The organism is Streptosporangium sp. 'caverna', assembly GCF_003203775.1.
Taxonomy (GTDB): domain Bacteria; phylum Actinomycetota; class Actinomycetes; order Streptosporangiales; family Streptosporangiaceae; genus Streptosporangium; species Streptosporangium subroseum.
Genome location: NZ_CP029711.1, coordinates 1,348,279 through 1,374,199 on the forward strand (window position 1 = coordinate 1,348,279; position 25,921 = coordinate 1,374,199).

22 protein-coding genes and 1 tRNA gene are annotated in these 25,921 nt (G+C 69.0%); 17 read left to right on the forward strand and 6 right to left on the reverse strand.

Going from position 1 to position 25,921, the window contains the following annotated elements; translation table 11 throughout:
* Window positions 1-104: 104 nt before the first annotated feature.
* A complete protein-coding gene (locus DKM19_RS06140) occupies window positions 105-1,814 on the reverse strand; it encodes a glycosyl hydrolase family 8 (RefSeq protein ID WP_110694867.1) in 1,710 nt (569 codons plus the stop codon).
* A gap of 134 nt (window positions 1,815-1,948) precedes the next feature.
* Between DKM19_RS06140 and DKM19_RS06145 the strand changes: the two genes are divergently transcribed.
* From DKM19_RS06145 to DKM19_RS06160, 4 genes are read left to right on the forward strand one after another with little or no spacing between them, the layout of a single operon-like run.
* Complete coding sequence (locus tag DKM19_RS06145; RefSeq protein WP_110694868.1) at window positions 1,949-3,472, forward strand: amidohydrolase family protein; 1,524 nt, start codon at window positions 1,949-1,951, stop codon at window positions 3,470-3,472.
* Between the two features lie 37 nt (window positions 3,473-3,509).
* Entirely contained in the window at window positions 3,510-4,619 is a 1,110-nt protein-coding gene (locus DKM19_RS06150; protein WP_110694869.1) for an alanine racemase, read from the forward strand.
* Between the two features lie 14 nt (window positions 4,620-4,633).
* Window positions 4,634-5,020 carry a Rid family detoxifying hydrolase gene (locus DKM19_RS06155; RefSeq protein WP_110694870.1) on the forward strand — a complete coding sequence of 129 codons (387 nt, stop codon included), beginning with the start codon at window positions 4,634-4,636 and terminating at the stop codon, window positions 5,018-5,020.
* A 31-nt stretch (window positions 5,021-5,051) separates the two neighbouring features.
* On the forward strand, window positions 5,052-6,263 hold the full coding sequence (locus DKM19_RS06160) for a hypothetical protein (RefSeq protein ID WP_110694871.1): 1,212 nt from the start codon (window positions 5,052-5,054) through the stop codon (window positions 6,261-6,263).
* Here the strand turns inward: DKM19_RS06160 and DKM19_RS06165 are convergent.
* A complete protein-coding gene (locus DKM19_RS06165) occupies window positions 6,214-6,831 on the reverse strand; it encodes a TetR/AcrR family transcriptional regulator (protein ID WP_110694872.1) in 618 nt (205 codons plus the stop codon). The genes DKM19_RS06160 and DKM19_RS06165 overlap by 50 nt on opposite strands.
* Window positions 6,832-6,962: 131 nt before the next feature.
* Between DKM19_RS06165 and DKM19_RS06170 the strand changes: the two genes are divergently transcribed.
* A complete protein-coding gene (locus tag DKM19_RS06170; protein ID WP_110694873.1) occupies window positions 6,963-7,799 on the forward strand; it encodes an alpha/beta fold hydrolase in 837 nt (278 codons plus the stop codon).
* Between the two features lie 153 nt (window positions 7,800-7,952).
* On the opposite strand, the gene DKM19_RS06175 is transcribed toward DKM19_RS06170, so the two are convergent.
* Window positions 7,953-8,573 (reverse strand): LysE family translocator, encoded by a 621-nt coding sequence (locus DKM19_RS06175; RefSeq protein WP_110694874.1) that lies wholly within the window; start codon window positions 8,571-8,573, stop codon window positions 7,953-7,955.
* A 106-nt stretch (window positions 8,574-8,679) separates the two neighbouring features.
* On the opposite strand from DKM19_RS06175, the gene DKM19_RS06180 reads away from it, so the two are divergent.
* On the forward strand, window positions 8,680-11,457 hold the full coding sequence (locus DKM19_RS06180; protein ID WP_110705509.1) for a helix-turn-helix transcriptional regulator: 2,778 nt from the start codon (window positions 8,680-8,682) through the stop codon (window positions 11,455-11,457).
* Here the strand turns inward: DKM19_RS06180 and DKM19_RS06185 are convergent.
* Window positions 11,454-11,843 (reverse strand): response regulator transcription factor, encoded by a 390-nt coding sequence (locus tag DKM19_RS06185; RefSeq protein ID WP_204358673.1) that lies wholly within the window; start codon window positions 11,841-11,843, stop codon window positions 11,454-11,456. The two genes, DKM19_RS06180 and DKM19_RS06185, sit on opposite strands and share 4 nt — an antisense overlap.
* Window positions 11,844-12,014: 171 nt before the next feature.
* On the opposite strand from DKM19_RS06185, the gene DKM19_RS06190 reads away from it, so the two are divergent.
* From DKM19_RS06190 to DKM19_RS06210, 5 genes are all read left to right on the forward strand, one after another.
* Complete coding sequence (locus DKM19_RS06190; protein WP_162641328.1) at window positions 12,015-13,244, forward strand: NlpC/P60 family protein; 1,230 nt, start codon at window positions 12,015-12,017, stop codon at window positions 13,242-13,244.
* Between the two features lie 80 nt (window positions 13,245-13,324).
* A tRNA-Arg gene (locus DKM19_RS06195) sits at window positions 13,325-13,399 on the forward strand.
* A gap of 267 nt (window positions 13,400-13,666) precedes the next feature.
* The gene (locus DKM19_RS06200) at window positions 13,667-13,951 is read left to right on the forward strand and encodes a hypothetical protein (RefSeq protein ID WP_110705510.1); all 285 of its coding nucleotides are present in this window, start codon (window positions 13,667-13,669) and stop codon (window positions 13,949-13,951) included.
* Between the two features lie 43 nt (window positions 13,952-13,994).
* A complete protein-coding gene (locus tag DKM19_RS06205) occupies window positions 13,995-14,219 on the forward strand; it encodes a hypothetical protein (protein ID WP_204358674.1) in 225 nt (74 codons plus the stop codon).
* Window positions 14,220-14,528: 309 nt separating this feature from the next.
* Window positions 14,529-15,134, forward strand: a complete 606-nt coding sequence (locus DKM19_RS06210; protein WP_110694877.1) for a DNA-binding response regulator — start codon at window positions 14,529-14,531, stop codon at window positions 15,132-15,134.
* Here DKM19_RS06210 and DKM19_RS06215 read toward each other — a convergent pair.
* Window positions 15,131-16,996, reverse strand: a complete 1,866-nt coding sequence (locus tag DKM19_RS06215) for a sensor histidine kinase (RefSeq protein ID WP_162641330.1) — start codon at window positions 16,994-16,996, stop codon at window positions 15,131-15,133. The two genes, DKM19_RS06210 and DKM19_RS06215, sit on opposite strands and share 4 nt — an antisense overlap.
* 103 nt (window positions 16,997-17,099) lie before the next feature.
* On the opposite strand from DKM19_RS06215, the gene DKM19_RS06220 reads away from it, so the two are divergent.
* Both DKM19_RS06220 and DKM19_RS06225 read left to right on the forward strand, forming a co-directional pair.
* A complete protein-coding gene (locus tag DKM19_RS06220) occupies window positions 17,100-18,215 on the forward strand; it encodes an epoxide hydrolase family protein (RefSeq protein ID WP_110694879.1) in 1,116 nt (371 codons plus the stop codon).
* 991 nt (window positions 18,216-19,206) lie between these two features.
* On the forward strand, window positions 19,207-19,602 hold the full coding sequence (locus DKM19_RS06225) for a hypothetical protein (RefSeq protein WP_110694880.1): 396 nt from the start codon (window positions 19,207-19,209) through the stop codon (window positions 19,600-19,602).
* 218 nt (window positions 19,603-19,820) lie between these two features.
* Here DKM19_RS06225 and DKM19_RS06230 read toward each other — a convergent pair whose 3' ends face one another.
* Window positions 19,821-20,684, reverse strand: a complete 864-nt coding sequence (locus DKM19_RS06230; protein WP_110694881.1) for a helix-turn-helix domain-containing protein — start codon at window positions 20,682-20,684, stop codon at window positions 19,821-19,823.
* A 103-nt stretch (window positions 20,685-20,787) separates the two neighbouring features.
* Between DKM19_RS06230 and DKM19_RS06235 the strand changes: the two genes are divergently transcribed.
* From DKM19_RS06235 to ctaD, 4 genes are all read left to right on the forward strand, one after another.
* The gene (locus DKM19_RS06235) at window positions 20,788-21,396 is read left to right on the forward strand and encodes an NADPH-dependent FMN reductase (protein WP_110694882.1); all 609 of its coding nucleotides are present in this window, start codon (window positions 20,788-20,790) and stop codon (window positions 21,394-21,396) included.
* 150 nt (window positions 21,397-21,546) lie between these two features.
* Window positions 21,547-22,524, forward strand: a complete 978-nt coding sequence (locus tag DKM19_RS06240) for an aldo/keto reductase (RefSeq protein ID WP_110694883.1) — start codon at window positions 21,547-21,549, stop codon at window positions 22,522-22,524.
* A 465-nt stretch (window positions 22,525-22,989) separates the two neighbouring features.
* Window positions 22,990-23,823 (forward strand): MBL fold metallo-hydrolase, encoded by an 834-nt coding sequence (locus tag DKM19_RS06245; RefSeq protein WP_110694884.1) that lies wholly within the window; start codon window positions 22,990-22,992, stop codon window positions 23,821-23,823.
* Between the two features lie 271 nt (window positions 23,824-24,094).
* The gene (ctaD, locus tag DKM19_RS06250; protein ID WP_110694885.1) at window positions 24,095-25,798 is read left to right on the forward strand and encodes a cytochrome c oxidase subunit I; all 1,704 of its coding nucleotides are present in this window, start codon (window positions 24,095-24,097) and stop codon (window positions 25,796-25,798) included.
* The last annotated feature ends 123 nt before the right edge of the window (window positions 25,799-25,921 follow it).

Genomic DNA, 25,921 nt, shown 5'->3' on the forward strand with positions numbered 1-25,921 from the left:
GGACGGTGGCCGACAACCGGTCCACCGGAAATGTCGACCCGTACAGGGACCGGCAAAATGGTACGGCTCCCACCTTCGCAGGCGGGAGCCGTACCGTGATCGGATCAGGGAACCCAGTGGTTGCCGGTTACGGTGATCATGACCTGGAGCTGGAGGCTGGTCGAGTAGTAGTCGCTGGACGTGAACGGGGTGTTGAGCATCTTGTTCCAGAGGGCGTCCAGCCAGGCCTGGCTGCCGGAGTCGGTCAGCGCCGCCACCGCGAACGGGGCGAAGAAGGCCGGCTCGCTGCCGCTGGAGATCTGCGTGCCGTTGAGCGAGTAGCCGACGGCGATCTTGTTCGGGTCGCCGCCGGTCTTGCTCTTGATCCAGGTGTTCAGCTTGCGCGCGGCGGCGAGCGACTTGGCGTCGCCGCTGGTCACCGCGTCGTTGCCGATCCGCCACGGGTCGCGGCAGGCGTTCCACCAGTACTTGCCGTCGCTGACGTCCTCCAGGACCTCGCCCGGGGCGGGCTTCGGCGTGGTGTTGGTGTTGACCACGAAGTCGGCCAGGAGGCCCGTGCTCGCGGCGTAGTTCGCCTGCTGGGAGGCGATCAGGTTCTGGTGGTTGGTGCGGACGGTGTCCCAGGTCGTGTCGCCGGTGGCCTTACGGAACGCCCGGAAGTGGTCGATCATCCAGTCCGACGAGCGGCTGATCCAGAAGTACTCGTCACCGGAACTGCTCCAGTCGCCGAGCTTCATCAGCTTGGTGGTCGGGTTGACCTCACCGGCCTTGATCGCGTTGATGTGGTTGATCGCGAGCTGCTTGTAGTTGTAGGTGCCCGTGCTGCCCCACTGCCGGTCGGCCAGGAGCAGGCCGTAGGCCACGTCGAGGTCGCCGTCGGTGGCGGAGTCGCCGCCGTTGACGCTCTGGCAGGCGGTGTTCTGCTCGGCGGCGAGCAGGCCGGGGGTGATCGAGGACGGGTGGGCCAGGACGTACTTCACCAGGCCGTCGAAGATCTTCTTGGCGTCCGGGTCGGCTCCGGCCATCGTGGCGGAGATGACCATGCCGTAACCCTGGGCCTCGGCCACGTACGGGTGGTCGGCGTCGGGGGAGATGATCTGGTACCAGCCGTTGCCGCAGTTCTGCTTGACGAAGGCGGCCTTCCAGCGGGTGTAGTAGTCGACCACCTTCTGGTCGAGCGTGGCCTGGGCGCCGCTCGGCCGCAGCATCCCGGCCGCGTAGGGGATCGTGTGAGCGCCGAACGGCACGCCGATGCCGCCGGTGGGCGGGGTGGGAGTCGGGGTCGGGGTGGGCGTCGGAGTCGAGCCGCCGACGGCGCCGTAGACCTCCATCCCGTACAGCGAGTAGCCGTAGGCGGTGCCGCGCGCCGTGCCGTACAGCCGCACGTAGCGGCCGGCGCCGGAGAGGGTCAGGTCGTCGGTGGCGCCGTCGCCGGTGGTGGTCGAGTAGACGTCGGCCCAGGCGGAGCCGTCGGACGAGGTCTGGATCTTGTAGGACTTGCCGTACGCCGCCTCCCAGGTCAGCTTGACCCGGGAGATCGTGGCGGACTGGCCGAGGTCGACGCGGATCCACTCGGGGTCGTGGGCCTCCACGGAGGCCCAGCGGGTGGAGGCGTTGCCGTCGAAGGCATTGGCCGCCACCAGCGTGGAGTCCTCGTTGGAGGAGGAGGTGGCCGGGCGGCCCTGGGACAGCAGGGAGTCGGCCGCGTAACTGGGTGCCGCCGCCACCAGCGCGAACACCGATGCGATCAGTGCCAGGGCCAGTGCCAGGACGAGGATGGTCGTGGGGCGTTGGAGACGGGGTCTCGCATGCACAGCGGATGCCCTCTCTGCGTCATCTAGTTAGGAAAGATTCCTAATTAAGAAAGGATGGCATCATTCCTGACATGTCGCGGTCAAGGGTCTGGGGGGCCCAAGTTTCCGCGACTTCGGAATGATTGAATCCGGTCATGGCATTCGATGTGTTGATCAGTGGCGGCTGGGTGCTGGACGGCACGGGCGCCCCGGCGTACCGGGCCGACGTCGGCGTCACCGGGGACCGCATCGCCGCCGTGGGCCGTCTGGACGGCGCGGAGGCCGCGACCTTCGTCGACGCCGCAGGTCGCCGCGTCATGCCCGGCCTGATCGACTGCCACGCTCACGGCGACGCCCTCGTCTTCGACAGGGGGGTGCAGCTCGCCGCGCTCCGGCAGGGTGTGACCACGTTCGTCCTCGGTCAGGACGGCCTGTCCTACGCGCCCGCGTCCACCCCGGAGACCTTCGCCTACGCCACCCGCTACTTCGCGGCCGTCAACGGGACCCATCCGTCGGCCGACGGGCCGCTCGGCGTCGGGGAGCTGCTCGCGGGCTACGACAGGGCGACCGCCCTGAACACCGCCTACCTGCTGCCGCACGGCACGATCCGCTATGACGTGATGGGCGCCGCCGAGCGGGTCGCCACCTCCGGGGAGCTGGCCGCCATGCTCGCCCACGTCGAGCGCGGCCTGTCGGAGGGGGCGGCAGGGCTGTCCACCGGCCTGGAGTACGCCCCCGGACGCTACGCCGACGCCGCGGAGATCGCCGCGCTCTGCGCACCGCTGGGCGCCCTGCCGTACGTCACGCACATGCGCGGGTACGGCGCGCAGGCCACGGAGGGCATGGCCGAGGTGACGGACATCGCCCGGCGGTCGGGCGCCGCCGTGCACGTCTCGCACTACCACGGCCCGGCCGCCACGCTCCTGCCCCTGGTCGACGAGGCACGCCTCGAAGGGCTCGACGTCACCTTCGACACCTACCCCTACCTCCGGGGCAGCACGATCCTGGCGATGGTCGCGCTGCCGGCGTGGCTACCCGCCGCCGACACCGACCGGACGCTGGAACTGCTGGAGTCCCACCCGATCGAGTGGGACGAGTCGCTCTGGCCGAGGATCACCTTCTCCCACGTGCCGGGGACCGAGTGGGCCGAGGGCCTGTCGCTTCCGGCGGCCGCCGCCGAGGCAGGGGTCGAACCGGGCGAGTTCTGCCGCAGGATCCTGATCGACACCCGCCTCGAAGCCGGATGCGTGCTGGCCCGCCCGGACGAGGGCCCCGAGGCCGAGGAGTCGGTCCGCACGATCCTGCGCCACCCGGGTCACACGGGCGGCTCCGACGGCATCTACGTCGGCGGCCACCCCCACCCACGCGGCTACGGGGCGTTCGCCCGCATGCTCGGCCACCACGTCCGCGAGGCCGGTGACTGGACCCTGGAACAGGCCGCCGTCCACCTCGCCTCCCACCCCGCACGCCGCTTCGGCCTCGGAGCCCGCGGTCTCATCCGCCCGGGACAGGCCGCCGACGTCATCGTCCTGGACCCCGGGACGGTCGCGGACAGGGCCACCTACGCGGATCCGCGCATCCTGGCCACCGGCGTCGACGACGTCCTGGTCTCCGGAGTCCCCGTCCTGTCCGGGGGGCGACTCACCGGGGCCACTCCGGGCAGGGCCCTGCGGGCCTGAGAATAGAGTCCACCAAAGCAATCAAAGGGGGCAGCGCGTGAAGGGGATCGTGGATCCCGAGAGGGCAGTGGGGTCATCGCTGTTCGGAGGGGCGTTCAGCTTCCCCGTGATGGTGGCGCACCGGAGCGCGCTGGAGCACAACATCACCACGCTCGCGGTCTTCGCCGAGCAGTACGGCCTGACCCTGGTCCCGCACGCCAAGACCACCATGTCGCCCGAGCTGATCCGGGCCCAGCTCGACGCGGGCGCGTGGGGGCTGACGGCCGCCACTCCCAGCCAGGCGCTCACCCTGCGCGAGTTCGGCGTCTCCCGCATCATCCTCGCCAACCAGGTCTTCGACCCGGCCGGACTCGACGCCCTCGCCGCCCGGCTCGCCGAGGACCCGTCGTTCGAGTTTCTCTGCTTCGTGGACTCGGTGGCCGGGGTGGAGACGCTGTCCTCCCACGCCGGGGCCAGGCCGTTCCAGGTGCTGGCCGAGCTCGGGCACGACGGCGGGCGGGGCGGCAGCCGTACGCTCGCGGAGTTTCTGGAGGTCACCTCGGCCGCGCAGGCGGCGGACGGCGTCGAGCTGGTGGGCGTCGCCGGATACGAGGGGGCGCTGGGGTCGGCCGCCGAGGTGCGGACCTACCTGCACCGGCTGCTGGAGGCGCTGGAGCACCTGCGGGTGCGCGACCCGATCCTGTCGGTGGGCGGCAGCCAGTGGTTCGACGTGATCGGCAGGGAGCTCGCCGCCTGCCAGGCCAGGGTCATGCTGCGCAGCGGCGCCTACGTCTCCCACGACGACGGCTACTACCGCGAGCGCACGCCGTACACCCGGATCGAGGGGGAGCTGCGGGCCGCGCTGGAGATCTGGGCGCACGTGCTGAGCATTCCCGAGCCCGGCCTGGCCATCGTCGGGTTCGGCAAGCGTGACGCGCCCTTCGACGAGGGGCTGCCCGTGCCGCGTGGGAGCATCGCCGACGCCACGGTGCTCAAGGTCCAGGACCAGCACGCCGTTCTACGGCTCGCGCCGGATTCCCCCGTGAAAGCGGGGGATCTGGTGTCGTTTGGGATCTCCCACCCGTGCACCGCCTTCGACAAGTGGCGGGTCATGCCGGTGGTGGACGACGATTACGTGGTCGTCGACTTGATTACTACGTATTTCTGATGAGGGGTGCTGATATGAGCGACAAGCAGGAGCTGCGGACGGACCAGGGCGCGGCGCCGATCGGGGCGTACTCGCAGGGCCTCGTGGTCGGGGACTTCGTCTACACCTCGGGCGCGGGCCCGCTGGACCCCCGGACCGGCGAGGTCGTCGGGACCGACGTGGCGGAGCAGACCCACCAGACGATGCGGAATCTCGGGGCGATCCTTGAGGCCCACGGTCTGGGTTTCGACGACGTGGTGAAGTCGACGGTGCACCTGCAGCACCTCAAGCGTGACTTCGCCGCCTACAACGAGGTCTACAAGTCCTACTTCACCCGCCCCTACCCCGTCCGCACGACCGTCGGGTCCGACTTGATGGACATCCTGGTCGAGATTGACTTCGTGGCTTACCGGGCGCGTTAGAGTCTGACCGACTTCTTGGGAGGGCGGCGGCTTGGACAGCTCGCTATACGTCTATGTCGAGGACGTACGCGGGGAGGGCCTGGAGGCGGTCCTTGACCGGGTCATCGGGTACGGCGTGGCGGGGGTGACCGTGGCCGCCGCCTATCACCGCGCCCGCGACGTCACCCCGCACGGCCGGCCCCGGGTGACGATCCGCAGGGACGGGGCGCACTTCGCGCCGCCCGAAGACCTGTTCGGCGGTCTCCGCCTGGTCCCGCCCGTCCAGGACGGGGCCGAGGAGGAGCCGCTGGCCGCACTCCGCCTGGCCACGGCCGAGCGAGGTCTCGCGCTGCACGGCTGGACCGTCTTCCTGCAGAACACCACGCTCGGCCTGGCCCACCCCGACGTGACCGTGCGCAACTGCTTCGGCGACCGCGGCTCGCCCACCGACCTGTGCCCCTCCCATCCGGACGTCCGCCTGTACGCGGTCGCGCTGGGCCGGGCGGTGGCCAGGCTGGGGGTGGACAGCGTGGTCGCCGAGGGGCTGCACTTCGGGACCTTCGGCCCCGGCTACCACAACGAGCGCAGCTTCGTCCCGCTCGGGCCCATGGACCTGTTCCTGCTCGGCCTGTGTTTCTGCGACTTCTGCATGCGCCGCGCGGCCGATCTGGGCGTCAAGGCCGAGGTGGCACGCGAGGAGTGTTCCAGGATCGTCGGCGGGGTGCTCGACGGCGACCCGCCCGCGCAGGGCGAGGTGACCCGGGCGGCGCTGACCGCCTACGCGGGGCCCGAGGTGGTCGCCTACGCGCGAGCCCGCTCCGAGGTGGTGACCTCGCTGGTCTCCAAGATCTCCACGGCCGTCACCGACGAGGGCTCCAAGCTCGTCTACCTCGACGCGACGGGCGCGTACAAGGGCTACACCGACGGCCTGCCCTCGCCGGGGCTCGCGGCGCACGACGCCTGGCAACTCGGAGTGGACCTGGTCGCCCTCGGGGATCTGGTGCCCTCGCTCGGCGTGCTCGCCTACGCCCGCGACGCGGCCAGGGTCGCCGACGACGTGAGCGCCTACCGCCGCTCGACGGGCAAGGACAAGGAGCTGCGGGTCGTGCTCCGGCCGGGCCTGCCCGACACGGACTCGGCCGATCGCCTCGCCGCCAAGGTGCGCGCCGTCCGGGCCGCGGGGGCCGATGCGGTCGACTTCTACGCCTACGGGCTCATGCCGTACCCGATCCTGGACCGAATCCCGGGCGCGCTCTCGGGCTGACCGATCCCGGACGCGCCGGTGAAGCCGAGCCGTCCAGGACCGCGCTCACCGCCTTCGCGGCGAAGTCGTCGTCGAGGGGGAGCCCCCGGAAGACCGCGCGTAGCCAGACCGCCCCGGCGAGCAGGTCCATGATCAACAGAGGGTCGGCCGTATCGGAGAGCTCGCCGCGCCGTCTCGCGCGGTCGAAGACGGCCTCCTCCCTCGCGAACCGGTCGGCGAAGAAGTGCTGGGCCGCGGTCGCGAGCTCGGGATGGTGTGCGGCGGCGCCGAGCGCGGCCACCGCGATGTCGGCCGCCGGAGGCCGGGTGAGCAACACGACCACCCTCTGGACGAGCGCCTCCAGATCTCCGCTGAGGCTGCCGGTGTCGGGCGGCTCCATCGCGAGCAGGTCGGCCTTGACCAGCGCGGCGGCGAGCAGCGCCGCCTTCGACGGCCACCACCGGTAGATCGTGGTCTTGTTGACCCCCGAGCGCTCGGCCACCCCTTCGACGGTCAGCCCTTCGTAGCCCTTGGCGGCGAGGAGCTCGAGCGTCGCCTGGAAGATCTGCTGTTCCTTGCGCGGTGCCATGTGCCTGCTTCCCTGCGCGATGCCGTGCGCTCTTCTCGGCCGGTGCTGTGTGTCATGCGCTGCTGTGCGTCCGAATATAGCAACGCAACGGTGCGTTGTGTTTTAATCGGGGTAACCCCTGGAGGCTCGTGATGACACCCATCGTCTTCGTCCACGGAATCCGGATCAGCGGGACCATGTGGGGTCCCGTCGTCTCCCGTCTCTCCCTCCTCGGCCGGCCCGCCATGGCCGTTGACCTGCCCGGACACGGCAGCCGCAGGGGCGAGCCGTTCTCGATGGAGGGGGCGACGTCGGCGGTCGCCGCCGCGATCGACGGGCTCGGCGGACGGGCGCTCGTGGCCGGGCTCTCGCTGGGTGGATACGTCGGCATCGCCACCGCCGAGCGCTTTCCCGAGCGGGTGACCGGGCTCGTGGCGATGGGATGCACGGCCCGTAACTCGTCGGCGCTGGGCGCCTACCGCTTCGCCGCCTCGTTCGCCGCACGGAACCCGTCTCTCGCGAACCGGATCAGCGCGTACGGCCTGCGCCGCCTGCTGCCGGGCCCCGTGGGGGAGGCCTTCGTGGCGGGAGGGCTGTCATGCGAGGTGATGCCGCAGGTCGTCGAGGCCGTCGCCGGGCACGACCAGTTCGCGGCACTGGCCGCCTATCCGGGGCGCGTATGGCTGGTCAACGGGACCCGCGACCCGTTCCGGGCGGACGAGCGCGACTTCCTCCGGGCCTGCCGGAACGGCCGGCTGATCCTGATCCCCCGTCGCGGGCATCTGGGTGTGATGGCGGCTCCGGGACCATTGGCCCGGCTGCTGGGAGACCTGTGTGATCAGGTGGAGTCGCCCGGGCGATGCGATCGGACGGAGGGAGGGCGGGGCGGTGTGATCGGAGGAGGCGGCGGGAGCGGTGCGATCGAGGGGTGTGATCGGATGGAGCGATCGGCTCCATCCGGAGCGGGTGGAGCGGCCGGGACGAAGTGACCGAGCGGTGCGGTGTGATCAGGGGAAGCGGCCGGAGTGACGTGATCGGGCGGCGTGGCGTGCTTGGGTGGAGCGGCCGGGGCTGCGCGATCGGGTGGAGCGGTGTGATCAGGTGGAGCGGCCGGGGCTGCGCGATCGGGTGGAGCGGTGTGATCAGGCGGAGCGGCCGGAGAACGCGGTCGCGATGCCGAGTCCCAGGTAGATGACCCCGCTGAGGCGACTCATCAGGCTCGACCGGTTCCGCATCCGCCTGCCGAGCGCTCCCGCGCCCGCGGCGTAGATCAGGTCGGTGATCAGCCCCAGGACCAGCAGGGTGCCGCCCAGGATGATGATCTGCAGCGGCACCGCGCCCGCCTCGGGGGCGACGAACTGCGGCAGGAACGCCAGGAAGAAGAGGATCACCTTGGGGTTGAGCACGTTGACGATCACGCCTTCGAGGAAGATCTTCCGCAGCGGCTGCGGCTCGGCCTCCCGGGTCTTGAGCTCCTGCCTGCTCGTCAGCGCCCGGATGCCCAGATAGACCAGGTAGGCCACGCCGGCCCATTTGATCACGTTGAAGAGCGTCGCGGACCGGGCGATCACGTATGAGAGCCCGGCGGCGGCCGCGGCGATGTGCACCATCGTGCCCGTCTCGACGCCGAGCGCGCTCGCGACCCCGGCCGCCCGGCCCTGTGCGATGCCCCGGGCGGCGATGTAGATGTGGTTCGGCCCCGGTACCAGGACCAGTGCCAGGGACGCGAGGGCGAATATCAGAAATGTGGACAACGAGACCATGCGCCCGACCCTAGGGGTCGCTTTGGTCCCGTGGTCAGGACCAATGGGGAGGTCCTTTTGTGGACCAATCGGCTCGCTGTCGGTGTGCCATGCCATACTCACCGACGTGGGGTGGCAAGGCGCGCAGAGCGCTCTAATCGGGCGATCGGCGGAGCTTGACCGCCTGACCGCGGTGCTCGACGCCGCATCCGGCGGGCTGGCCGGGGTGGCTCTGCTGGGTGGCGACGCGGGCATCGGCAAGACCCGGCTGGTCACGGAGTTGGCCGAGCAGGCCAGGGCGGACGGCTTCGCCGTACTCATCGGGCAGTGCGCCGAGCTCGGCGACGCCCTGCCGTACCTCCCGCTCGCCGACGCCCTGCGCGGTGCGAAGGGCGAGCTGCGGGAGGCGCTCGACGCGCGGCCGGTCCTCGGCAGGCTGCTGCCCGGCGGCACCGACCTCGGCCAGGAGAGCACGTCGGGCCTGACCCAGCAGCAGCTCTTCGGCTCGATGCTCGGATTCCTGTCCGTCCAGCCCGTGCTGCTGGTTCTCGAAGACCTGCACTGGGCCGACCAGTCCACCCGCGACCTGCTGGTCTTCCTCAGCCGGATGTTGCAGAGCGAGCGCGTCTGCCTGATCGGCACCTACCGGACCGACGACCTCCACCGACGTCACCCGCTGCGCCGGGTTCTCGCCGAGCTCAAGCGCCTCCCGTCGGTGACGGCCGTCGAGCTGAGTCCGCTCGACCGCGAGGAGATGACCGACTATCTGGTCTCGATCGGCGGCACCGACGCCCAGATGATGGGCGAGGTCGTCGACCGGGCGGAGGGCAACCCGTTCTACGCCGAGGAGCTTCTGGAGGCCGCGTCCGACGGGTCCTCGATGACCGACGGCCTGGCCAGCCTGCTGCTCTCCCGGGCGGAGCTGCTCTCCGACGCCGCCCAGCGGGTGCTCAGGTGCGCGGCGGTCGCCGGCCGCCGCGTCGACCACGACCTGCTCCAGCAGGCCTCGGGCCTGGAGAACCTCGCCTTCGACGAAGCCATGCGGGAGATCGTCTCGCGCGGGCTGCTCCGCCTCGACGGGGAGTACGGCTATGCCTTCCGGCACGCGCTCCTCCAGGAGGTCGTCTACACCGATCTGCTGCCCGGTGAGCGGACCCGGACGCACTCCGAGTTCGCCCGCCTGCTGACCCTGCGAGAGGGCGCGGCGGCCGAGCTCGCCTACCACTACCTGGCCAGCCACGACCTGGCCGGAGCCCTGGCCGCGTCCGTCGAAGCCGGGCGGCGGGCCGAACGCCTGGGCGCCCCCGCCGAGGCGCACCGTCACTTCGACCGGGCGCTCGGCCTCTGGGACCGGGTCCCCGACGCGGAGCGGCTCGCGGGCCTCGACCACACCGGGCTGGCCACCCGCAGCGCCGCCGCCGCGGCCGACAGCGGCGACAACCACCGGGCGATCTCCCAGCTGCGGCGGCTTCCGCCCTCGGCCGAGGTCAACGAGCGGCTGGCCTACTTCCTCATCGACGCGGACGAGGAGAAGGGGTCCATCGCCGCCGCGCACGCGGCGGTCGAGATGGCGCCCGAGGGCCCCGTGCTCGCCCGCGCGCTCGCCACCTACGCCCGCTCCCTCTACTGGAGCGAGCGACACGACGAGGTGGAGCCCCTCGCCACCCGGGCACTGGAGGCGGCGCGTGCCAGCGGCGCCGCCGACGCGGAGACCAGCGCGTTGATCACGCTGGCCTCCCTCGCGGCACTCGCCGACGACATCCCCCGCGCCACGGGGCTGCTCGCCTGCGCGACCGCGGAGAGCTCGGGCAACCTCGCCTTCGACCTGCGGGCGATCTTCACGTACGCCCGGGTCCAGTACGAGTACGGTGACCTCGGTGAGGCCGCCGTCACGGCCGACCGAGGTCTGCGGCTGGCACACGAGAGCGGGCTCAACTGGAGCACCTACGGCACCGACCTGCGCTTCCTGCGCTTCCTGATCCACTACGTGGCGGGAGAGTGGGATCTGGCGGAGCAGGTCGCCGCCGGCTTCGGCATCCGCGTCGGCACCCCCGCCGAGGCGGTTCTCTCGTCCTTCGCGCTCTTCGTCGAGGTGGCGCGGGGCCGGCCCGTCGTGGAGGAGCGGTTCTCCTGGCTGGAGCCCTTCTGGTCTTCCGACGTGCTGGTGTCCTACATGTCCCGCGGCCTGGCCGCCGAACACGCCCTGTGGCGGGACGAGCCCGAGACGGCGCTGGAGCACGTCCGCGCGGCGCTCGAAGGGCTCCTTCCCAACGATCCCGCCGTGATCCGGCTCTGGGCCACGGGCCTGTGGGCGCTGGCCGACCTGGGGCGGCCCTCGGAGGCGGACGCCTTTCTGGAGCGAGCCAAACTGCCCGCCGTCAACGGCCCCGGTTCCGGCGCCCGGGGTCCGCTGGGGCCGGAAGGGCTGGCGTGGCTGGCCAGGGCCGAGGCCGAATGGCACCGCGCGCACGGCCGCGTCGACGTCGAGGCGTGGCGCGCGGTGGTCGAGGCGTTCGACTTCGGATTCGTCTACGAGACCGCGCGTTCGCGGTGGCGGTTGGCCGAGGCGCTGCTCGCCTCCGGCGACCGTGCTTCGGCGCTGAAGGAGTGGGAGCGCGCCGTCAAGGACGCCGCGTCACTGGGCGCCCAGCCGCTGAGCGCCGCCCTGGCGGAGCTGGGCCGAAGGGCCCGGTTCACCTCATCGGAGCGGCCGAACCTGCTGACCGGAAGGGAACAGGAGGTGCTCACGCTGGTGGCCGAGGGCCTTCCCAACCGTGAGATCGGCGAGCGGCTGTTCATCGCGCACAAGACGGTGAGCGTGCACGTCTCCAACATCATGGGCAAACTCGGGGCCTCCTCCCGCACCCAGGCCGTCGCCGCGGCCCGCAAGGAGGGTCTGCTCTAGCCGCTGCGAGTGGCCAGGGCCAGATCGCGGACGACCTGGATGAGCTCGGCGGGGTCGAACGGCTTGGTGAGATAGGCGTCGACTCCGATGCCGAGCCCTCGCCGCTTGTCGTCCTCCTGCGCCCGTGCGGTGATCAGAACCACCTTGATGTGGCTGGTGCCCTCGTCGCATCGCAGCCTGGTGGCGGTCATCCAGCCGTCCAGCCTGGGCATCATGACGTCGAGCGTGATCACGTCGGGCATGACGTCCATCACCCGATCCAGGCAGTTCTGGCCGTCGAAGGCGGTCTCCACCTGGAACCCCTCCAGGGTCAGATTGACCGCGATGAGCTGCCGGATGACGTCGTCGTCATCCACTACCAAGACCTTGCCCAGAAGCTCGCCCACGGGCGTGAGGCTAACTCCTTCATCCACGCCACGCGCGGGTTTCACGGGATGTGTACACAGAGCTATCCACAGGCGACAGGTTTTCCACAGAATCTGGTTCGGATCCTTGGGGATCACCCCGTTCCGCCGATCCTGGGGCCTCGACCGTTCATCGAGCCCAGGAGGGCCTGCGTGATCACGACACTCATCACCGCCACCATCCTCGCGAGAGTCCTTGCCGAGGGCCCTCAGGCGCCTGTGGCCCATCCCTGTCCGGAGGTCGGCGAGGGCTGGGAGCAACTGCTCTCCGAGGCCGCGCTCCCGGACAACAGTTGGCGACGGTTCCTGGAGAGCATCCGCACCGCCCTCGTCGCCGCCTGCGAGGTCGGCCGGTCGGAGTCCGAGTCCGCGCCACAGTCCGGGTTCGTGCCGCAGGCCGAGCCCGACCTACAGCCCGGGTCCGCGCCGCAGGTCGGCCAGATGGGGCCTGGAGGCGCGCCGCAGGCCGGCCAGGTAGGATCCGGGGCTCCACCGCAAGCTGATCTGGCGGTACCGGGGGACATGCCGTGGGCCGGCCAGGCGGAGCCTGGAATCGGGCGGCGAACCGACCGGGCGGGATCTGAGGGCGTGCCGGCAGGATCTGGGGATGTGCCGCAGGCCGACCTGAGTTCCGGGGTCGCGCCGCAGATCGACCAGACGGGTTCCGGGTTCGCGGCGGGAGACGTCCGCGTCGATGCCGGACCATCCGCCACGGATGACGAGCGGGCAGGCATGGACGGCTCCTCCGTATCCGAGCCTCCCACCCGTTCTCGTCCGCCGGTTGTCGGTCCTTCCCCGAAGCCCAGTGCCTCATCGCCTCCACGACCAGAGACCTCCAGGACTCCGTCTTCACCCGTGTCCGCCAAGCAGTCGGAGGGGCCGTCCCGCATCGATCCGGCCGAACAGCTAGGGCGCACCTCCCGCCTTGAGCCCGCCAAGCGATCACAGGGGCCCTCTCGACTCACGCCCGCCAAGCGGTCACAGCCCCTGGACCACGGCCAGATCGCGGCGGTTGCGGCCCTCCGCCAGGTCGGCACGCCATACGTCTGGGGTGGCGGTTCGAGCGCGGGCCCGACCGGTGGCGGCTTCGACTGCTCGGGCCTCGCCCTGCACGCCTGGTCCAAGGCGGGGGCCACCCTCACCCACTACACCGGCAGCCAGTTCAAGCAGGGCCGCCGCGTGCCGTTCTCCCAGCTCCGCCCCGGCGACCTGGTCTTCTTCGGAGGGGGCGCGGGCGACCCCGCCCACGTGGGCGTCTACGTGAAGGACGGCGTCATGGTGCACGCTCCCAAGCGCGGCGACGTCGTCAGGACGACGAACTTCGCCGCCTCCGCCTACTACCGTCTCGGCTACCGGGGAGCCGTCCGTCCAGTCCCCAGGTAGCGCACCCTCCCCTGAGATCACTCGCATCACGCCGTGAGTGTCGATTCCCCCCAAGATGCTGGTAGCCTAATCACTCGTTGGCCCCCTTAGCTCAGGGGATAGAGCACCGGCCTCCGGAGCCGGGAGCGCAAGTTCGAATCTTGCAGGGGGCACCAACGCTTCATCAGGGAAAACCTGGCAACGACCTGCGGAAACGCGGGTCGTTTTGCGTTCCGGGGTGTGCCACCGGCTGCAGCCGTGTGCCACCGGAGTATCGATCTTGATGGTGCTGGACACGAGCCCCAAATGATCTCGTGATCTTTCGGTCGAGCTTCCACGCGCGTCACCCTCAGCCCCGTAACGTGGGCTCGAGGGATTTGGGGTGCCAGCTACATTCCGCCGTGGACGCTATCGTACGAAGTCGAAGGGGAGAGGTGTCGCAGATGAGTGCTCAGCCCATACACCCGCACGAGATTAGGGTTCCGCACACCATCGGCGGGATCTCGGACGCCTTGCGGGGCGGGCGTCGGGCGCAGTTCTTCGCCGAACTGCTGGAGGCTCAGCAAGGTGAGGAGCTGGACGGTGTCCTCGCTGCCTGGTGGGGTCGTGCGATGCTCGATACCGACCCTGACCGTGACCGAATTCACGCGGCCGCCGAGGCCGGAACCCTCCCCACGACGACCATGGAAGAGATCTTTCATCGGCGGCAGAATAACAACACACAGTGAGCGATGATGAGGCGGCCTCTGGCCGGTTATCCCATCGGAGGTCGTGAGCGACACCCTTGCCGATCCGAAGGTCTCTCCCGAGGCCTTCTCCGCTGTGGTTGCGCTCACGGTAGAAATCTGCGAGAACCCCTGGCTGGTGGGAAGCGACCATCTGGGCGAAGATCCGGACTGGCGGGAAATCATCATCCCCAAGGGGTACGGCATCGCCGAGTACCGGATCAATCGAGCCGACCACAATGTGATCCTGACGAGGATCGTGCTTTTCTAACAACCCTCATGCTGCGCGTAACCGGCGCTCTTCGAACTCCCCATCCGGCCATAGTGACAGCCCTGGCTACGTATGGGGAGACGTCATAGCAACCCGGCCTCCATCCCCTACTGCCTCGTGAACGACGACGCCGTGGGCGAAGGGCCAAGGCCCCGCAGGCTCCAGCGCACCCGGACCGGCTGACCGCCACACCTGCGAGGACCGGCTCGACGGCCCTCGCAGGTCCATGGCAGCGGAGGCGACCGGTGGTCGATCCGCCCGAAATGCCTGTTCGCTGACGGCGGCACTATCCTCTGGAAGGGGTGTCGGATGATCAGAGTGCTGCTGGCGGAGGATCTGCGGATCCTGCGGGAGGCGCTGGCCGGGCTGCTGCGGCTTGAGGGTGACATCGAGGTCGTCGCGGAAGTCGAGTACGGCGACGAGATCGTGCCCGCCGCCATGGACCACCGGCCCGACGTCGCGGTGATCGACATCGAGATGCCCCGCATGGACGGCCTGGACGCCGCCGCCGAGCTGCATCGATTGCTTCCCGACTGCAGGACCTTGATCCTGACCGCCGTCGGCAGGCCGGGCAACCTGCGACGCGGGATCAGCGCGCGGGTGTCCGGCTTCATACTCAAGGACTCGCGGCCGGAGGACCTGGCGGCGGCGATTCGCACCGTGGCCGCGGGCGGGCGGGTCATCGATCCACAGCTCGCCTACACCACCCTGGACATGCCGGAGAATCCGCTCACCGACCGCGAGCAGGACGTGCTCCGCCTGACGGCGGGCGGCGCGACTCCCCGGGAGGTCGCCGGGCGGCTCCACCTGACGTACGGCACCGTCCGCAACTATCTGGCCTCCTCGGTGACCAAGCTGGACGCGCGCAACCGGGTCGACGCCATCCGCATCGCCACGGAGGCGGGCTGGCTCTAGAGGGGCACCTCGGCGGTGAGCACGAACAGGTCGCCCTCCAGCCCGGCCATCAACCGCCCGCCGGCTTCCACGGCGCGCGCGGCCAGGTTGTCCAGCCCGGTTCCTCGCCGCGAGGACGATTCGGGCCGCTGCTCGACGCCGTCGTTGGACACGCGGAGCGTTACCATGCCGTCCTGCTGCGCGATCTCGACTCGGGCGAGCTCGGCGCGGGAGTGCCGCACGACGTTGGTCGCGGCCTCACGCAGCACGGTGGCCAGCAGCGTGTCGGCGTCGGCGGGCAGAAGCGGCGCCGCCACCTCGGCCGACAGCCTGACACCGGCGGCCTCCAGCAATGAGCGGGCGGCGGCCAGTTCGTCGGTGAAGATCAGCCGGGTGGGCGGGCCGGTGATGGCGCGCACCTCGCCCAGGGTCCGCTGTGCGATGGGCAGGAGTTCGCGTACCTCCCGGTGCGCCCGGTCAGGGGCGGACTCCAGGAGCCGAGCGGCGAGCTCACCTTTCAGAACGATCGCGGAAAGACCGGACCCCAGGAGATCGTGGACGTCCCTGGCGACCCGCAGACGGGCCTGCCGCACAGCCATCCGAGCGAGCCTGTCCCTGGTCTCGTTCAGATGCCTCGTCACCTCGGGCAGGCGGCACAGCGAGTAGACGAGGGCGGCCCCCATGACGACCCCGGACAGCCAGTACAGGCGACTGGTGATGTAGTCCGGGTCTGGGATGAGCACCAGGCCCAGCAGGCTCAACCCGCCGACGGCCAGTGACCGGCGCGGCCGCATCCGCACCATCGCGGCACCGACCACCAGGAAGCCGGGAGGTATCAGCGCCAGGCCGTACAGCGTGACGCCGGTGGCCAGGACGAGCGCATGCGCCGACAGGGTCCACGGCCAGGCGCGCGGGCTGGACGAGTCGCGGCGGGGTGCGCCGTGATAGAGCTGCAACCCGCCGGAGACGATCAGTACGGCGACCGCCACCGCCCATCCCACCGTGTCGGGAGAACGGTACTCCACCAGGTTGACGAGCGTGATGGCCGTGTAATCGACCACGATGAGGAGCAGGGTCCACCAGGCGAACCGGAACATGACCGGGACCGGCGCGCTTTCTGCCGGACCGGAGGCCGGAAGGGTCAGCCTGTGGGTGTCGGCGATTTCACGGGCGGCCGCCAGTGATCGCCGGGCCCGCCGTACGACCTCGGTCAGGCCCGTCCAGATCTCGTCGGGCCGGCGCACCTGGGATGTTCCGGTGGCCTCGGGGCTCGCCGTCATGGCGGCGCCGAGGCTGCGGACCGAGCCCACGATGGCCGAAAGGTCCGTTCCGATGGTCTCGCCCAACCTGTCGACGGTGTCCAGGCGGTCCCTGGCCACCGCGAGTGCGGCGAGCTGTCGACGTTGCGCGCTCGCCAGACTTACCCGATCGGCGAGCACCACCAGCGCGAACAGGCTGAGCCCGACGTTCAGATCGGTCACCGTCCGCGCGACGATGACTGCGGCGTCCTGGAGGTACAGGCATGAGATGCCGGTGTCGGCGACCATGACCAGTGCGAACAGCAGCCAGGACGCGGGGGCGGCCAGGGTCAGCAGCACGGCCGAGCCCAGGACACCCGCGATCGGACCCCAGGTGCCGCCGACGACGAGGAAGGGTCCGAAGGTCAGCACCGCCTCCACGGCCACCAGCAGGCCGGGGCGTGGCCGTTCGCGCAACACCAGCAGGCTGTGCACCGCGATCAGTGCGACGACCAGGGAAATAGCGATCACTCTGTGCGGCAGTGAGCCGGCGTTGGGGTGGACGAGCTGACCGAGCCTGGCGCCGAGCAGAGCGAGCAGCGCGACCGCGACCAGTGCCCGCACGACCTGCGGTTTCAGCTCCATACGCCCCCTGTGCAAAATGCATAAAAAGGATATGCATGCTGCGGATTCATCCGGTGCACCGAACACTGGTGACCGCCATGGCCGGGTCAGCAGTATGAACGCCATGACAGACAACACCGCAATCCGGCCCTATCGCATCGAAGTAGCACAGGCCGACCTTGACGATCTTCAGGAGCGGCTGAGGCGTACCCGCTGGACGCCCGAGATCCCGGGTGCGAACTGGAGCCGCGGCGTGCCCGTCGACTATCTCAAGGGCCTGGCCGACTACTGGGCCCGCGACTTCGACTGGCGCGCGGCCGAGGCCGACCTGAATCGGTGGCCGCAGTTCACCACCGAGATCCAGGGCCAGACCGTCCACTTCAAGCACATCCGCTCCGAACGCCAGGACGCCAGGGCGCTCCTGCTCCTGCACGACAATCCCGGAGCGACGATGGGCCTGCTCGACGTCCTCGAGCCGTTGTCACGCGACTTCCACCTCGTCGTGCCCGCCATGCCGGGCTTCGGGTTCTCCAGCCCGCTCACCACCACCGGCTGGACCGTCAAGCGGACCGCGGCGGCGTTCGCCGAGCTGATGGAACGCCTCGGCTACGACCGGTATGGCTCGCACGGCGGCGGTGGCGGCGCGAACCTCTCCGTCGAGCTCGGCCGTCAGGTCCCCGATCGGCTGATCGGCCTGCACATCAACGCCTACGTGGCGTTCCCCGGCGACGACCTCGAGGGTCTCACCGAGACCGAGCAGGCGCGGATGGCGGCCATCCAGCGGTTCATGCAGGACGGGTTCGGGTTCAACGTCATCATGTCGACCAGGCCCCAGACCATCGCGTACGGTCTGCACGATTCGCCCGTCGGCCAACTCGCCTGGGTGGTGGAGAAGTTCAAGGAATGGACCGACCCGAAGTCGGAACTGCCCGAGGACGCTTTCTCCCGCGACCGCATCCTCACCGACGTCAGCACCCAGTGGTTCACCGGCACCTCGGGATCGATCGCGCAGAGCTACTACGACGCGGCCCACGACCCCGGAGCCTGGGGGCCGAAGGAGCGGGTGACCGTTCCCACGGCGTGCGTGGTCACCCCCGGCGACGTCACCATCCGTCGTTTCGCCGAGCGTGACACGACGGTGGAACGGTGGACGGAGTTCGACAAGGGCGGCGCCTACGTCGCGCTGGAGCAGCCCGACATGCTGGTCGAGGACGTACGGGAGTTCTTCGCCGGCCTCTGACCCGGTCGGCCGGGGCGCCGCGCTCGGCACCCCGGCCCCCGCATGTGAAGCTTCGAATGGCTGTCACACTCCGCCGTTACCCGAATGTCCCCGGACAGCGTTTGGGGACCTATGAGGAGATGCTCGGGATGGGGCGCCGGTGCCCCATCAGGGAAAACCCAACAACGACCCGTGGAGACGCGGGTCGCTTCTGTTTCCGGGGTGTCTCGCCCGATGCCACGGGGGTCGGCCGCGTGTCATTGCTCGCTCGCCATATGCGCGCCGGATCGTGGGAGTGGCTGACGCGAGGGTTGGAGTCCGGCCGCTAGAGCGGGTTCCGGAAGTTCCGGTGAGGCCTCCATGGAAGACGAAATATCGTACGTTTAAATAGTCGAAGATTGAGGCCGATTCCGCTGCGCGTCAATGGCTCTGGGGGATTGCTTTTCCTCCTTTCTGGCGCTCAGTGGGATTTGGCGAATTGAATTCGGGTCGCCGATCTGTCGATGCGTGTTTCTTTTATTGAATTGTGCATTTGTGTACGTGGCGGCTCTCTTCGCCGTGAGGGCGGTGTGCCTTGGGCGGCTACGTGTTGCTGCTCCGTCCGTCACGCATGCCGTCCTGCCTGGGCTTCCTCCCGCGCCACCCTAGGACGCGGCCATACCGGGCAATCTGGAAAAAAGGGACTAAGCGGGTTAAATTGCCCTTGCTCTTCCTTCTCGTATCTACACATCCTTCCTTTCTTGCCCCCCATTCTGGCGGCTCCTCCCGTCGCGCGGCCCATGCGACAAATCCGACATTAAATATATTTCACAGCAAAAGCGTCAATAAGGGTCCAACAACCTCAATAAAGAGATAAGGAGACAGCAAAAGCTGTCGACCTCCGTTTGTCACATGACTTCAGAGGAAACTACGACAAGCAGGGACGATCCATCAGTGGTCATCTCCAGCAATTTCCAAGGAAATCTGGAAAATGTCGAAATCAGGGCAACTGATCCTTCAGGGAGAAAATGCAATGCCCAACGTCAAAAGTGTCATCGCAGGGCTCGCGCTGAGCACGGCCCTTGCCGGCGGAGTCGTGAGCCTGGGCGCCGCGACCACCGCCGCCAACGCCGGCACCGCCGGTGCCACCGCAGGTGCGAGCGTCATCAACTGTGGCGGCGGCGGTGGCTGGCGCCGCGGTTGCTGCCACCGCAGCTGCTGCCACCGTCACCACAGCTGCTACGAGCACCGCAACCACAGGAGGTTCCACCTCAACGTGAACCTCAACAACAACAACGTCAACGGCGCACGTGACGATGTCAACAACACCAACAACAACAACAACGTCTCGGCCGATGGGGACGGAGGCCGCGAAGACGGTGGCCGTCACCACCACCACCACGGCGGCTGCGGCGGCGGTGGCTGCTAAGTAAAGATCATTCTCCAGTTCGGACGCGGCATGTGGTCGAAGCACGTTGACCACATGTGACAGGACCCGGAGTTGCGAAGAACTCCGGGTCCGCGACGGAGGGGAAGAGTGCCCGTGTTCACCTGTGACCAGGGATCTTCACGAAAAACCATGGTCACATCGGAGGACACGGGCACTCAGAATGAGATCTCTCATCGGACGGGAGAACTTCTCCCGGGTCATCCGTTCACCATGCGGAGGGCCCCGGGCCGACGACCGGTGAGGCGGTCGAGGGCGGTGGACGTGGCCGTGTCGGCGGGGAGATAGACGATCAGACGCTGGTCGTCCGCGGAGGGTAGTTCGAGGGTTTCGTAGGCCAGGCGCAGTTCGCCTGCCTCCGGATGTGCCAGCCGTTCGATCCCCGTGGGCCTGGAGGAACTGGGCGCCCCCTTCATCCGGTCGCTGAAGGGGGCGCCGGCGGTGACGGCCAGCTCGGCGGTCAGTTCCGCCAGGTGAGGGTCGGCGCCGAAGGATCCGGATCTGAGGGCGGTGATCTGGGCGTCGGCGATGCGGTCCCAGTCGGGGTAGGCGATCTTGGCCCGGGGGTCGGTGAAGACGAACCGGACAAGGTTGGGGAACTGGGCGTCCAGGAGGCCGAGGGGGGCGGTCAGCCGCTCGTAGCCGACGGTGAAGGCGAGGACGTCGGCCAGCCGGTTGAGCAGGACGGCGGGGGCGGGCTCCAGCCGGTCGAGCAACGCCTGGACGGTGGGGCGCACCTCGCGGGCCGGAGGCTCGGATTCGGCTCCCGTACAGGGGAAGGGATAGCCGCTGGACGCCTTGGCGGCGAAGCGCAGGTAGACGCGCTCGTTGTTGGGCAGGCGCAGCGCGTCGGCGAGCGCGTTGAGTATCTGAGGGGACGGGTGTCGGTCGCGCCCCTGCTCAATCCGGGTGAGGTATTCGACGCTGATCCCGGCGAGCGTGGCCAGCTCGGCCCTTCGCAGGCCGGGGGTACGGCGTCGCGGACCGGTGGGGAGACCGACGTCGGCAGGGGTGACGGATTCCCGCCGTGCGCGGATGAATGCGGCCAGCTCGTTGTCGCTCACACCTCCGAATCTACCGACCGAGGGCGTACGGGATCGTGGCCCTGCCGGGGCCAGTCTTGACGCGGTCTCCCTACGCGGCGCCCGGCTCGGCAGATTGGGGGGCATGACATCGCATGCAACGACCCGAACCCCCCTCCGTATCGCAGTGATCATCAGCAGTGTCCGCGAAGGCCGGTTCGCGCCGGTCGTCACCGACTGGTTCGTCTCGCGGGCGGAGGCGCACGGCGGCTTCGAGATCGACGTGATCGACCTGGCCTCGGTGAACCTGCCCATGGCGCTCCCGTCCCGTGGTGGAGCCCCGTCCCCGGAGGCGGCCACGGCGCTCGAGGCCGTCAGCCCGCGGCTGGAGGTGGCGGACGCCTTCGTGGTGGTGACCCCGGAGTACAACCACAGCTACCCGGCGTCCCTCAAGAACGTGATCGACTGGCACTTCACCCAGTGGCAGGCCAAGCCCGTCGCCTTCGTCGCGTACGGCAGCGTCTCCGGGGGTCTTCGCGCGGTCGAGCACCTCCGTCACGTTTTCGCCGAACTGCACGCGGTCGCCATCCGTGACACGGTCAGCTTCCACGGCGCCTGGATCCAGTTCGAGGAGGACGGACGCCCCAAGGACCCGGAGACCGTCAACGCCGCCGCCAAGACCATGCTCGACCAGCTGACCTGGTGGGCCCAGAGCCTCCGCGAGGCCCGCGAGAGGCGCCCGTACCAGGCCTGAAGCCCGCGGCCCTGAGCCCCTGCCACCCGCGGTGTCTCGCCGGTGTCGGTGCCGCCGGCGAGCTCTTCGGTGAGGGTTGCCTCCCAAGCTCACGCAGGTATCGGCCAGACTGTGACCTCAGTGCAATTTTCAACTCAGGGGTCCTTCATCATGGAACAACGCGAACTCGGCCGGACCGGACGGAACGTCGGGGTCATCGGTCTGGGTGCCTGGCAACTGGGTGCCGACTGGGGAGACGTGAGCGAGGACGATGCGCTCGCCACGCTGACCGCCGCCGTCGACGCGGGTGTCACCTTCATCGACACCGCGGACGTGTACGGCGACGGCCGTAGCGAGCAGATCGTCGCCAAACTCATCAAGGAGCGCCCGGGGCTGACCGTCGCCACGAAGATGGGCAGGCGGGTCGCCCAGGAACCGTCGGCGTACACGCTCGACAACTTCCGGAAGTGGAACGACCGCTCACGCGCCAACCTGGGGGTCGACACCCTCGACCTCGTCCAGCTGCACTGCCCGCCCACGCCCGTCTACTCCACCGACGCGGTGTTCGACGCGCTCGACACCATGGTCGAGGAGGGCCGTATCGCCGCCTACGGTGTGAGCGTCGAGACCTGTGAGGAGGCCCTCACCGCGATCGCCCGCCCGAACGTGGCCAGCGTGCAGATCATCCTCAACGCCCTCCGGCTCAAGCCGCTCGAGCAGGTGCTTCCCGCCGCCCAGAAGGCCGGGGTCGGCATCATCGCCCGCGTCCCGCTGGCCAGCGGTCTGCTGTCCGGCAAGTACGACGAGCACACCACCTTCGGGCAGGACGATCACCGTAACTTCAACCGGCACGGCGAGTCCTTCGACGTCGGCGAGACCTTCTCCGGGGTGGAGTACGGCACCGGCCTCCAGGCCGTGCGCAGGCTCCAGCGGTTCGTGCCCGAGGGGATGACCACGGCACAGTTCGCGCTGCGCTGGATCGTCGACCAGCCCGGTGTCAGCGTGGTGATCCCTGGAGCGCGCAACGCCGTACAGGCCCGGGCCAACGCCGCCGCGGCCGAGGCCGCCCCTCTGCCGGCGGAGGCCCTGTCCGGAGTGATGGACGTCTACGACGAGCTCATCCGCCCGCAGGTCCACCACCGCTGGTAGAAAGAGCCGACGATCCGCTGCGGCTCCCGGGGGACATCCCGGTGACGACCTGGGGGGTCGGCGCCGGGCCTCGGGGGCACCGCAGCAGATCGTCCGCGCGGCACCGTCGTGCTGGGCCGCCGGGCCGTGCGCGACTGTTTCGACAGCCGTCGGTGACGACGGGGGGTTCAGCAGCCGGTGGTGACGGCAGGGATCCGGCCGGCATTCCACGGGGGGTTTCCGGCCCGGCGACTCTCATCGCCATGCGAGCCCGGTGATCCTCATCGCCATGCGAGCCCGGCGACCTTCATTGGCGTATGAGCCCGGCGATCCTCATCGCCGTATGAGATTGTGAACGCCTTCATTTCCGCATTGGCCGGGGTCAGGCCGAATCCGATATCGCCGTCATGAAATCCTGTGAAGAAGGGGGAGCCCGAAGGGGCGATCGGGATTGTCGGGCGGCGGTGCCGTACCGGATGGAGGCCCATGGTGAATGATCTCAACGAATCCGGTGTTTTCTTCATCGGCAATGCCACCATGTTGATCCGCTATCACGGATTCACTCTGCTCACCGATCCCAACTTTCTCCATCGTGGACAGCGGGCCTATCTCGGCTACGGTCTGAGCTCCCGGCGCCGGACCGACCCGGCGATCGAGATCGACCGGCTTCCGCCCCTGGACGCCGTGGTGCTGTCACACATGCACGGTGACCACTGGGACCGGGTGGCGCGCCGCGGCCTGAACAGGACGCTGCCGATCATGACCACGGTCCAGGCGGCGCGACGGCTCTGGGCCCAGGGGTTCGGCGCGGCCGTGGGAATGGACACGTGGGAGGACCGGCTGTTCGAGCGGGACGGCCACACGCTGCGGATCACCTCTCTGCCCGGCCGCCACGCGCCGAGGTCGGCACAGGCGCTGCTGCCCCCGGTGATGGGCAGCATGCTGGAGTTCGGCCGCGACGGCGGCCACACCGACCTGCGCCTGTACATATCGGGTGACACGCTGATGGACGGCTCCCTGTCCGAGATCCCTGAGCGGTTCCCCGACATCGACCTGGGCATCGTTCACCTGGGAGGCACCAAGCTCCTCGGTCTGCTGATGGTGACCATGGACGGCAGGCAGGGGGCCGAGTGGCTCTCCCTCATCCGGCCCCGGCGCGCCATGCCGGTGCACTACGACGACTACGAGGTGTTCGCCTCGCCGCTGGAGGACTTCCGGCGCGAGGTCGAGCGCATCGGCATGTCCGACCGCGTGCACTACGTCGGGCGAGGAGAGACGCACCCGCTGCCCGTACGGCCCGCGAGAGGCGATTCCCGCTGACACGGGGCGCATTGGACCGAAAGCGCCAAGAGATGGCATCGGGCGACGGCCTTATTTCAACGGTCTGCCATAAATGATTTTCGCGGAAATGGCCGAGTTAATGAGCGGCGACAACGGGGTACCGCAGTGTCCATCAGCAAAAGCATGCTGACGTGGCTGTTTTCCCACGGTTGGAGGCCACAGTGGATTCGTGTCGCAATGTATATGCGCGAGTGAGCAGGGGGAGTGCCGGAGCCGTTCTCATCGGGGTGTGGCTCGTGAGCGAGGTGCCATGACGACGTTCGAACAGTCTCGCGATGAGCCGCTGACCTCTCCGCTGGCGCCGTTGACGAGCGGCAAGGGCAGGATCCTGGCGGCATGGCTGACGAGTACGGACCACAAGGTGATCGGATACCTCTACCTGATCACCTCGTTCGGATTCTTCATGATCGCCGGGCTCATGGCCATGATCATCCGGGCGGAGCTCCTGCAGCCAGGGATGCAGATCGTCACCCATGAACAGTACAACGAGCTGTTCACCATGCACGGCACGCTCATGCTGCTGCTGTTCGCCACGCCGCTGTTCGCCGGATTCACCAACGTGGTCATGCCGCTGCAGATCGGGGCGCCCGACGTCGCCTTCCCCCGGCTCAACATGGTCAGCTACTGGCTCTTCCTGTTCGGCGGTCTCATGACCCTCGTCGGGTTCGCGACAAACGGCGGCGCCGCCAGCTTCGGCTGGACGGGGTATGCCCCGCTGTCCACCTCCACCTTCTCCCCGCAGCTCGGCGGCGACCTGTGGGTCATGGGCCTGGTGATGGCCGGGCTCGGCACCATCCTCGGCTCGGTCAACTTCATCACCACGATCATCTGCATGCGCGCCCCCGGCATGACCATGTTCCGGATGCCGATCTTCACCTGGAACGTCCTGCTCACCGCGGTCCTGGCGCTGATGGCCTTCCCGGTGCTGGCCGCCGCGCTGCTCGCCCTGGAGGCCGACCGCAGGTTCGGCGCGCGCATCTACGACCCGGGCACCGGCGGCGCGATGCTGTGGCAGCATCTGTTCTGGTTCTTCGGCCATCCCGAGGTCTACATCATCGCGCTGCCGTTCTTCGGGATCGTCACCGAGGTGATCCCCGTCTTCAGCCGCAAGCCCGTCTTCGGTTACATCGGCCTGGTCGGCGCGACCATCGCCATCGCGGGTCTGTCGATGACCGTGTGGGCGCACCACATGTTCGCCACCGGGCGGGTGCTGCTGCCGTTCTTCTCCTTCATGTCGTTCCTGATCGCGATCCCGACCGGCGTGAAGTTCTTCAACTGGACCGGCACCATGTGGCGAGGGCATCTGTCCTTCGAGACGCCGATGATGTTCGCCATCGGGTTCCTGGTCACGTTCCTGTTCGGTGGTCTGACCGGTGTCATCCTGGCCTCGCCGCCGCTGGACTTCCACGTGACGGACTCCTACTTCGTGGTGGCCCACTTCCACTACGTGGTCTTCGGCACCGTGGTGTTCGCGATGTTCGCCGGCTTCTACTTCTGGTGGCCGAAGATGACCGGCAAGATGCTGAACGACCGCCTGGGCAAACTGCACTTCTGGACCTTGTTCATCGGCTTCCACACCACCTTCCTGATCCATCACTGGCTCGGCGTCAAGGGCATGCCGCGCCGCTACGCCGACTACAGCCCGCTCGACGGCTTCACCGAGCTCAACATCGTCTCCTCGGCGGGCGCGTTCCTGCTGGGCGCCTCCACGTTGCCGTTCCTGTACAACGTCTGGCACACCGCGCGTCACGCCCCGCGCGTGACGATGGACGACCCGTGGGGGTTCGGCAACTCGCTGGAGTGGGCGACCTCCTGCCCGCCGCCCCGGCACAACTTCGCCTTCCTGCCGACCATCCGCTCCGAGAGGCCCGCCTTCGACCTGCACTACCCGAGGGCATCGGCGCAGGCCCAGCCGCGCCAGCTCGACCCGGCCGAGCCCGGCGAGTCGATCTGACCTCGGCGGCCTGACCCGACCTCGCCCGGCGCGGAGATCGGGCCTCGCCGGGCTCGACCCGGCGAGGAGATCCGGCCGTGTACGGGCCGCTTCACGACTCACACGGTCCCGGCCCTGGAGCGG

Excerpts from the sequence above, each read along its gene's own strand:
- DKM19_RS06145 (WP_110694868.1), top strand. The coding sequence starts at position 1,949 with ATGGCATTCGATGTGTTGATCAGTGGCGGCTGGGTGCTGGACGGCACG.
- DKM19_RS06155 (WP_110694870.1), top strand. The coding sequence starts at position 4,634 with ATGAGCGACAAGCAGGAGCTGCGGACGGACCAGGGCGCGGCGCCGATC.
- DKM19_RS06165 (WP_110694872.1), bottom strand. The coding sequence starts at position 6,831 with ATGGCACCGCGCAAGGAACAGCAGATCTTCCAGGCGACGCTCGAGCTC.
- DKM19_RS06170 (WP_110694873.1), top strand. The coding sequence starts at position 6,963 with ATGACACCCATCGTCTTCGTCCACGGAATCCGGATCAGCGGGACCATG.
- DKM19_RS06175 (WP_110694874.1), bottom strand. The coding sequence starts at position 8,573 with ATGGTCTCGTTGTCCACATTTCTGATATTCGCCCTCGCGTCCCTGGCA.
- DKM19_RS06200 (WP_110705510.1), top strand. The coding sequence starts at position 13,667 with ATGAGTGCTCAGCCCATACACCCGCACGAGATTAGGGTTCCGCACACC.
- DKM19_RS06210 (WP_110694877.1), top strand. The coding sequence starts at position 14,529 with ATGATCAGAGTGCTGCTGGCGGAGGATCTGCGGATCCTGCGGGAGGCG.
- DKM19_RS06215 (WP_162641330.1), bottom strand. The coding sequence starts at position 16,996 with ATGGAGCTGAAACCGCAGGTCGTGCGGGCACTGGTCGCGGTCGCGCTG.
- DKM19_RS06220 (WP_110694879.1), top strand. The coding sequence starts at position 17,100 with ATGACAGACAACACCGCAATCCGGCCCTATCGCATCGAAGTAGCACAG.
- DKM19_RS06225 (WP_110694880.1), top strand. The coding sequence starts at position 19,207 with ATGCCCAACGTCAAAAGTGTCATCGCAGGGCTCGCGCTGAGCACGGCC.
- DKM19_RS06235 (WP_110694882.1), top strand. The coding sequence starts at position 20,788 with ATGACATCGCATGCAACGACCCGAACCCCCCTCCGTATCGCAGTGATC.
- DKM19_RS06240 (WP_110694883.1), top strand. The coding sequence starts at position 21,547 with ATGGAACAACGCGAACTCGGCCGGACCGGACGGAACGTCGGGGTCATC.
- DKM19_RS06245 (WP_110694884.1), top strand. The coding sequence starts at position 22,990 with ATGGTGAATGATCTCAACGAATCCGGTGTTTTCTTCATCGGCAATGCC.
- ctaD (WP_110694885.1), top strand. The coding sequence starts at position 24,095 with ATGACGACGTTCGAACAGTCTCGCGATGAGCCGCTGACCTCTCCGCTG.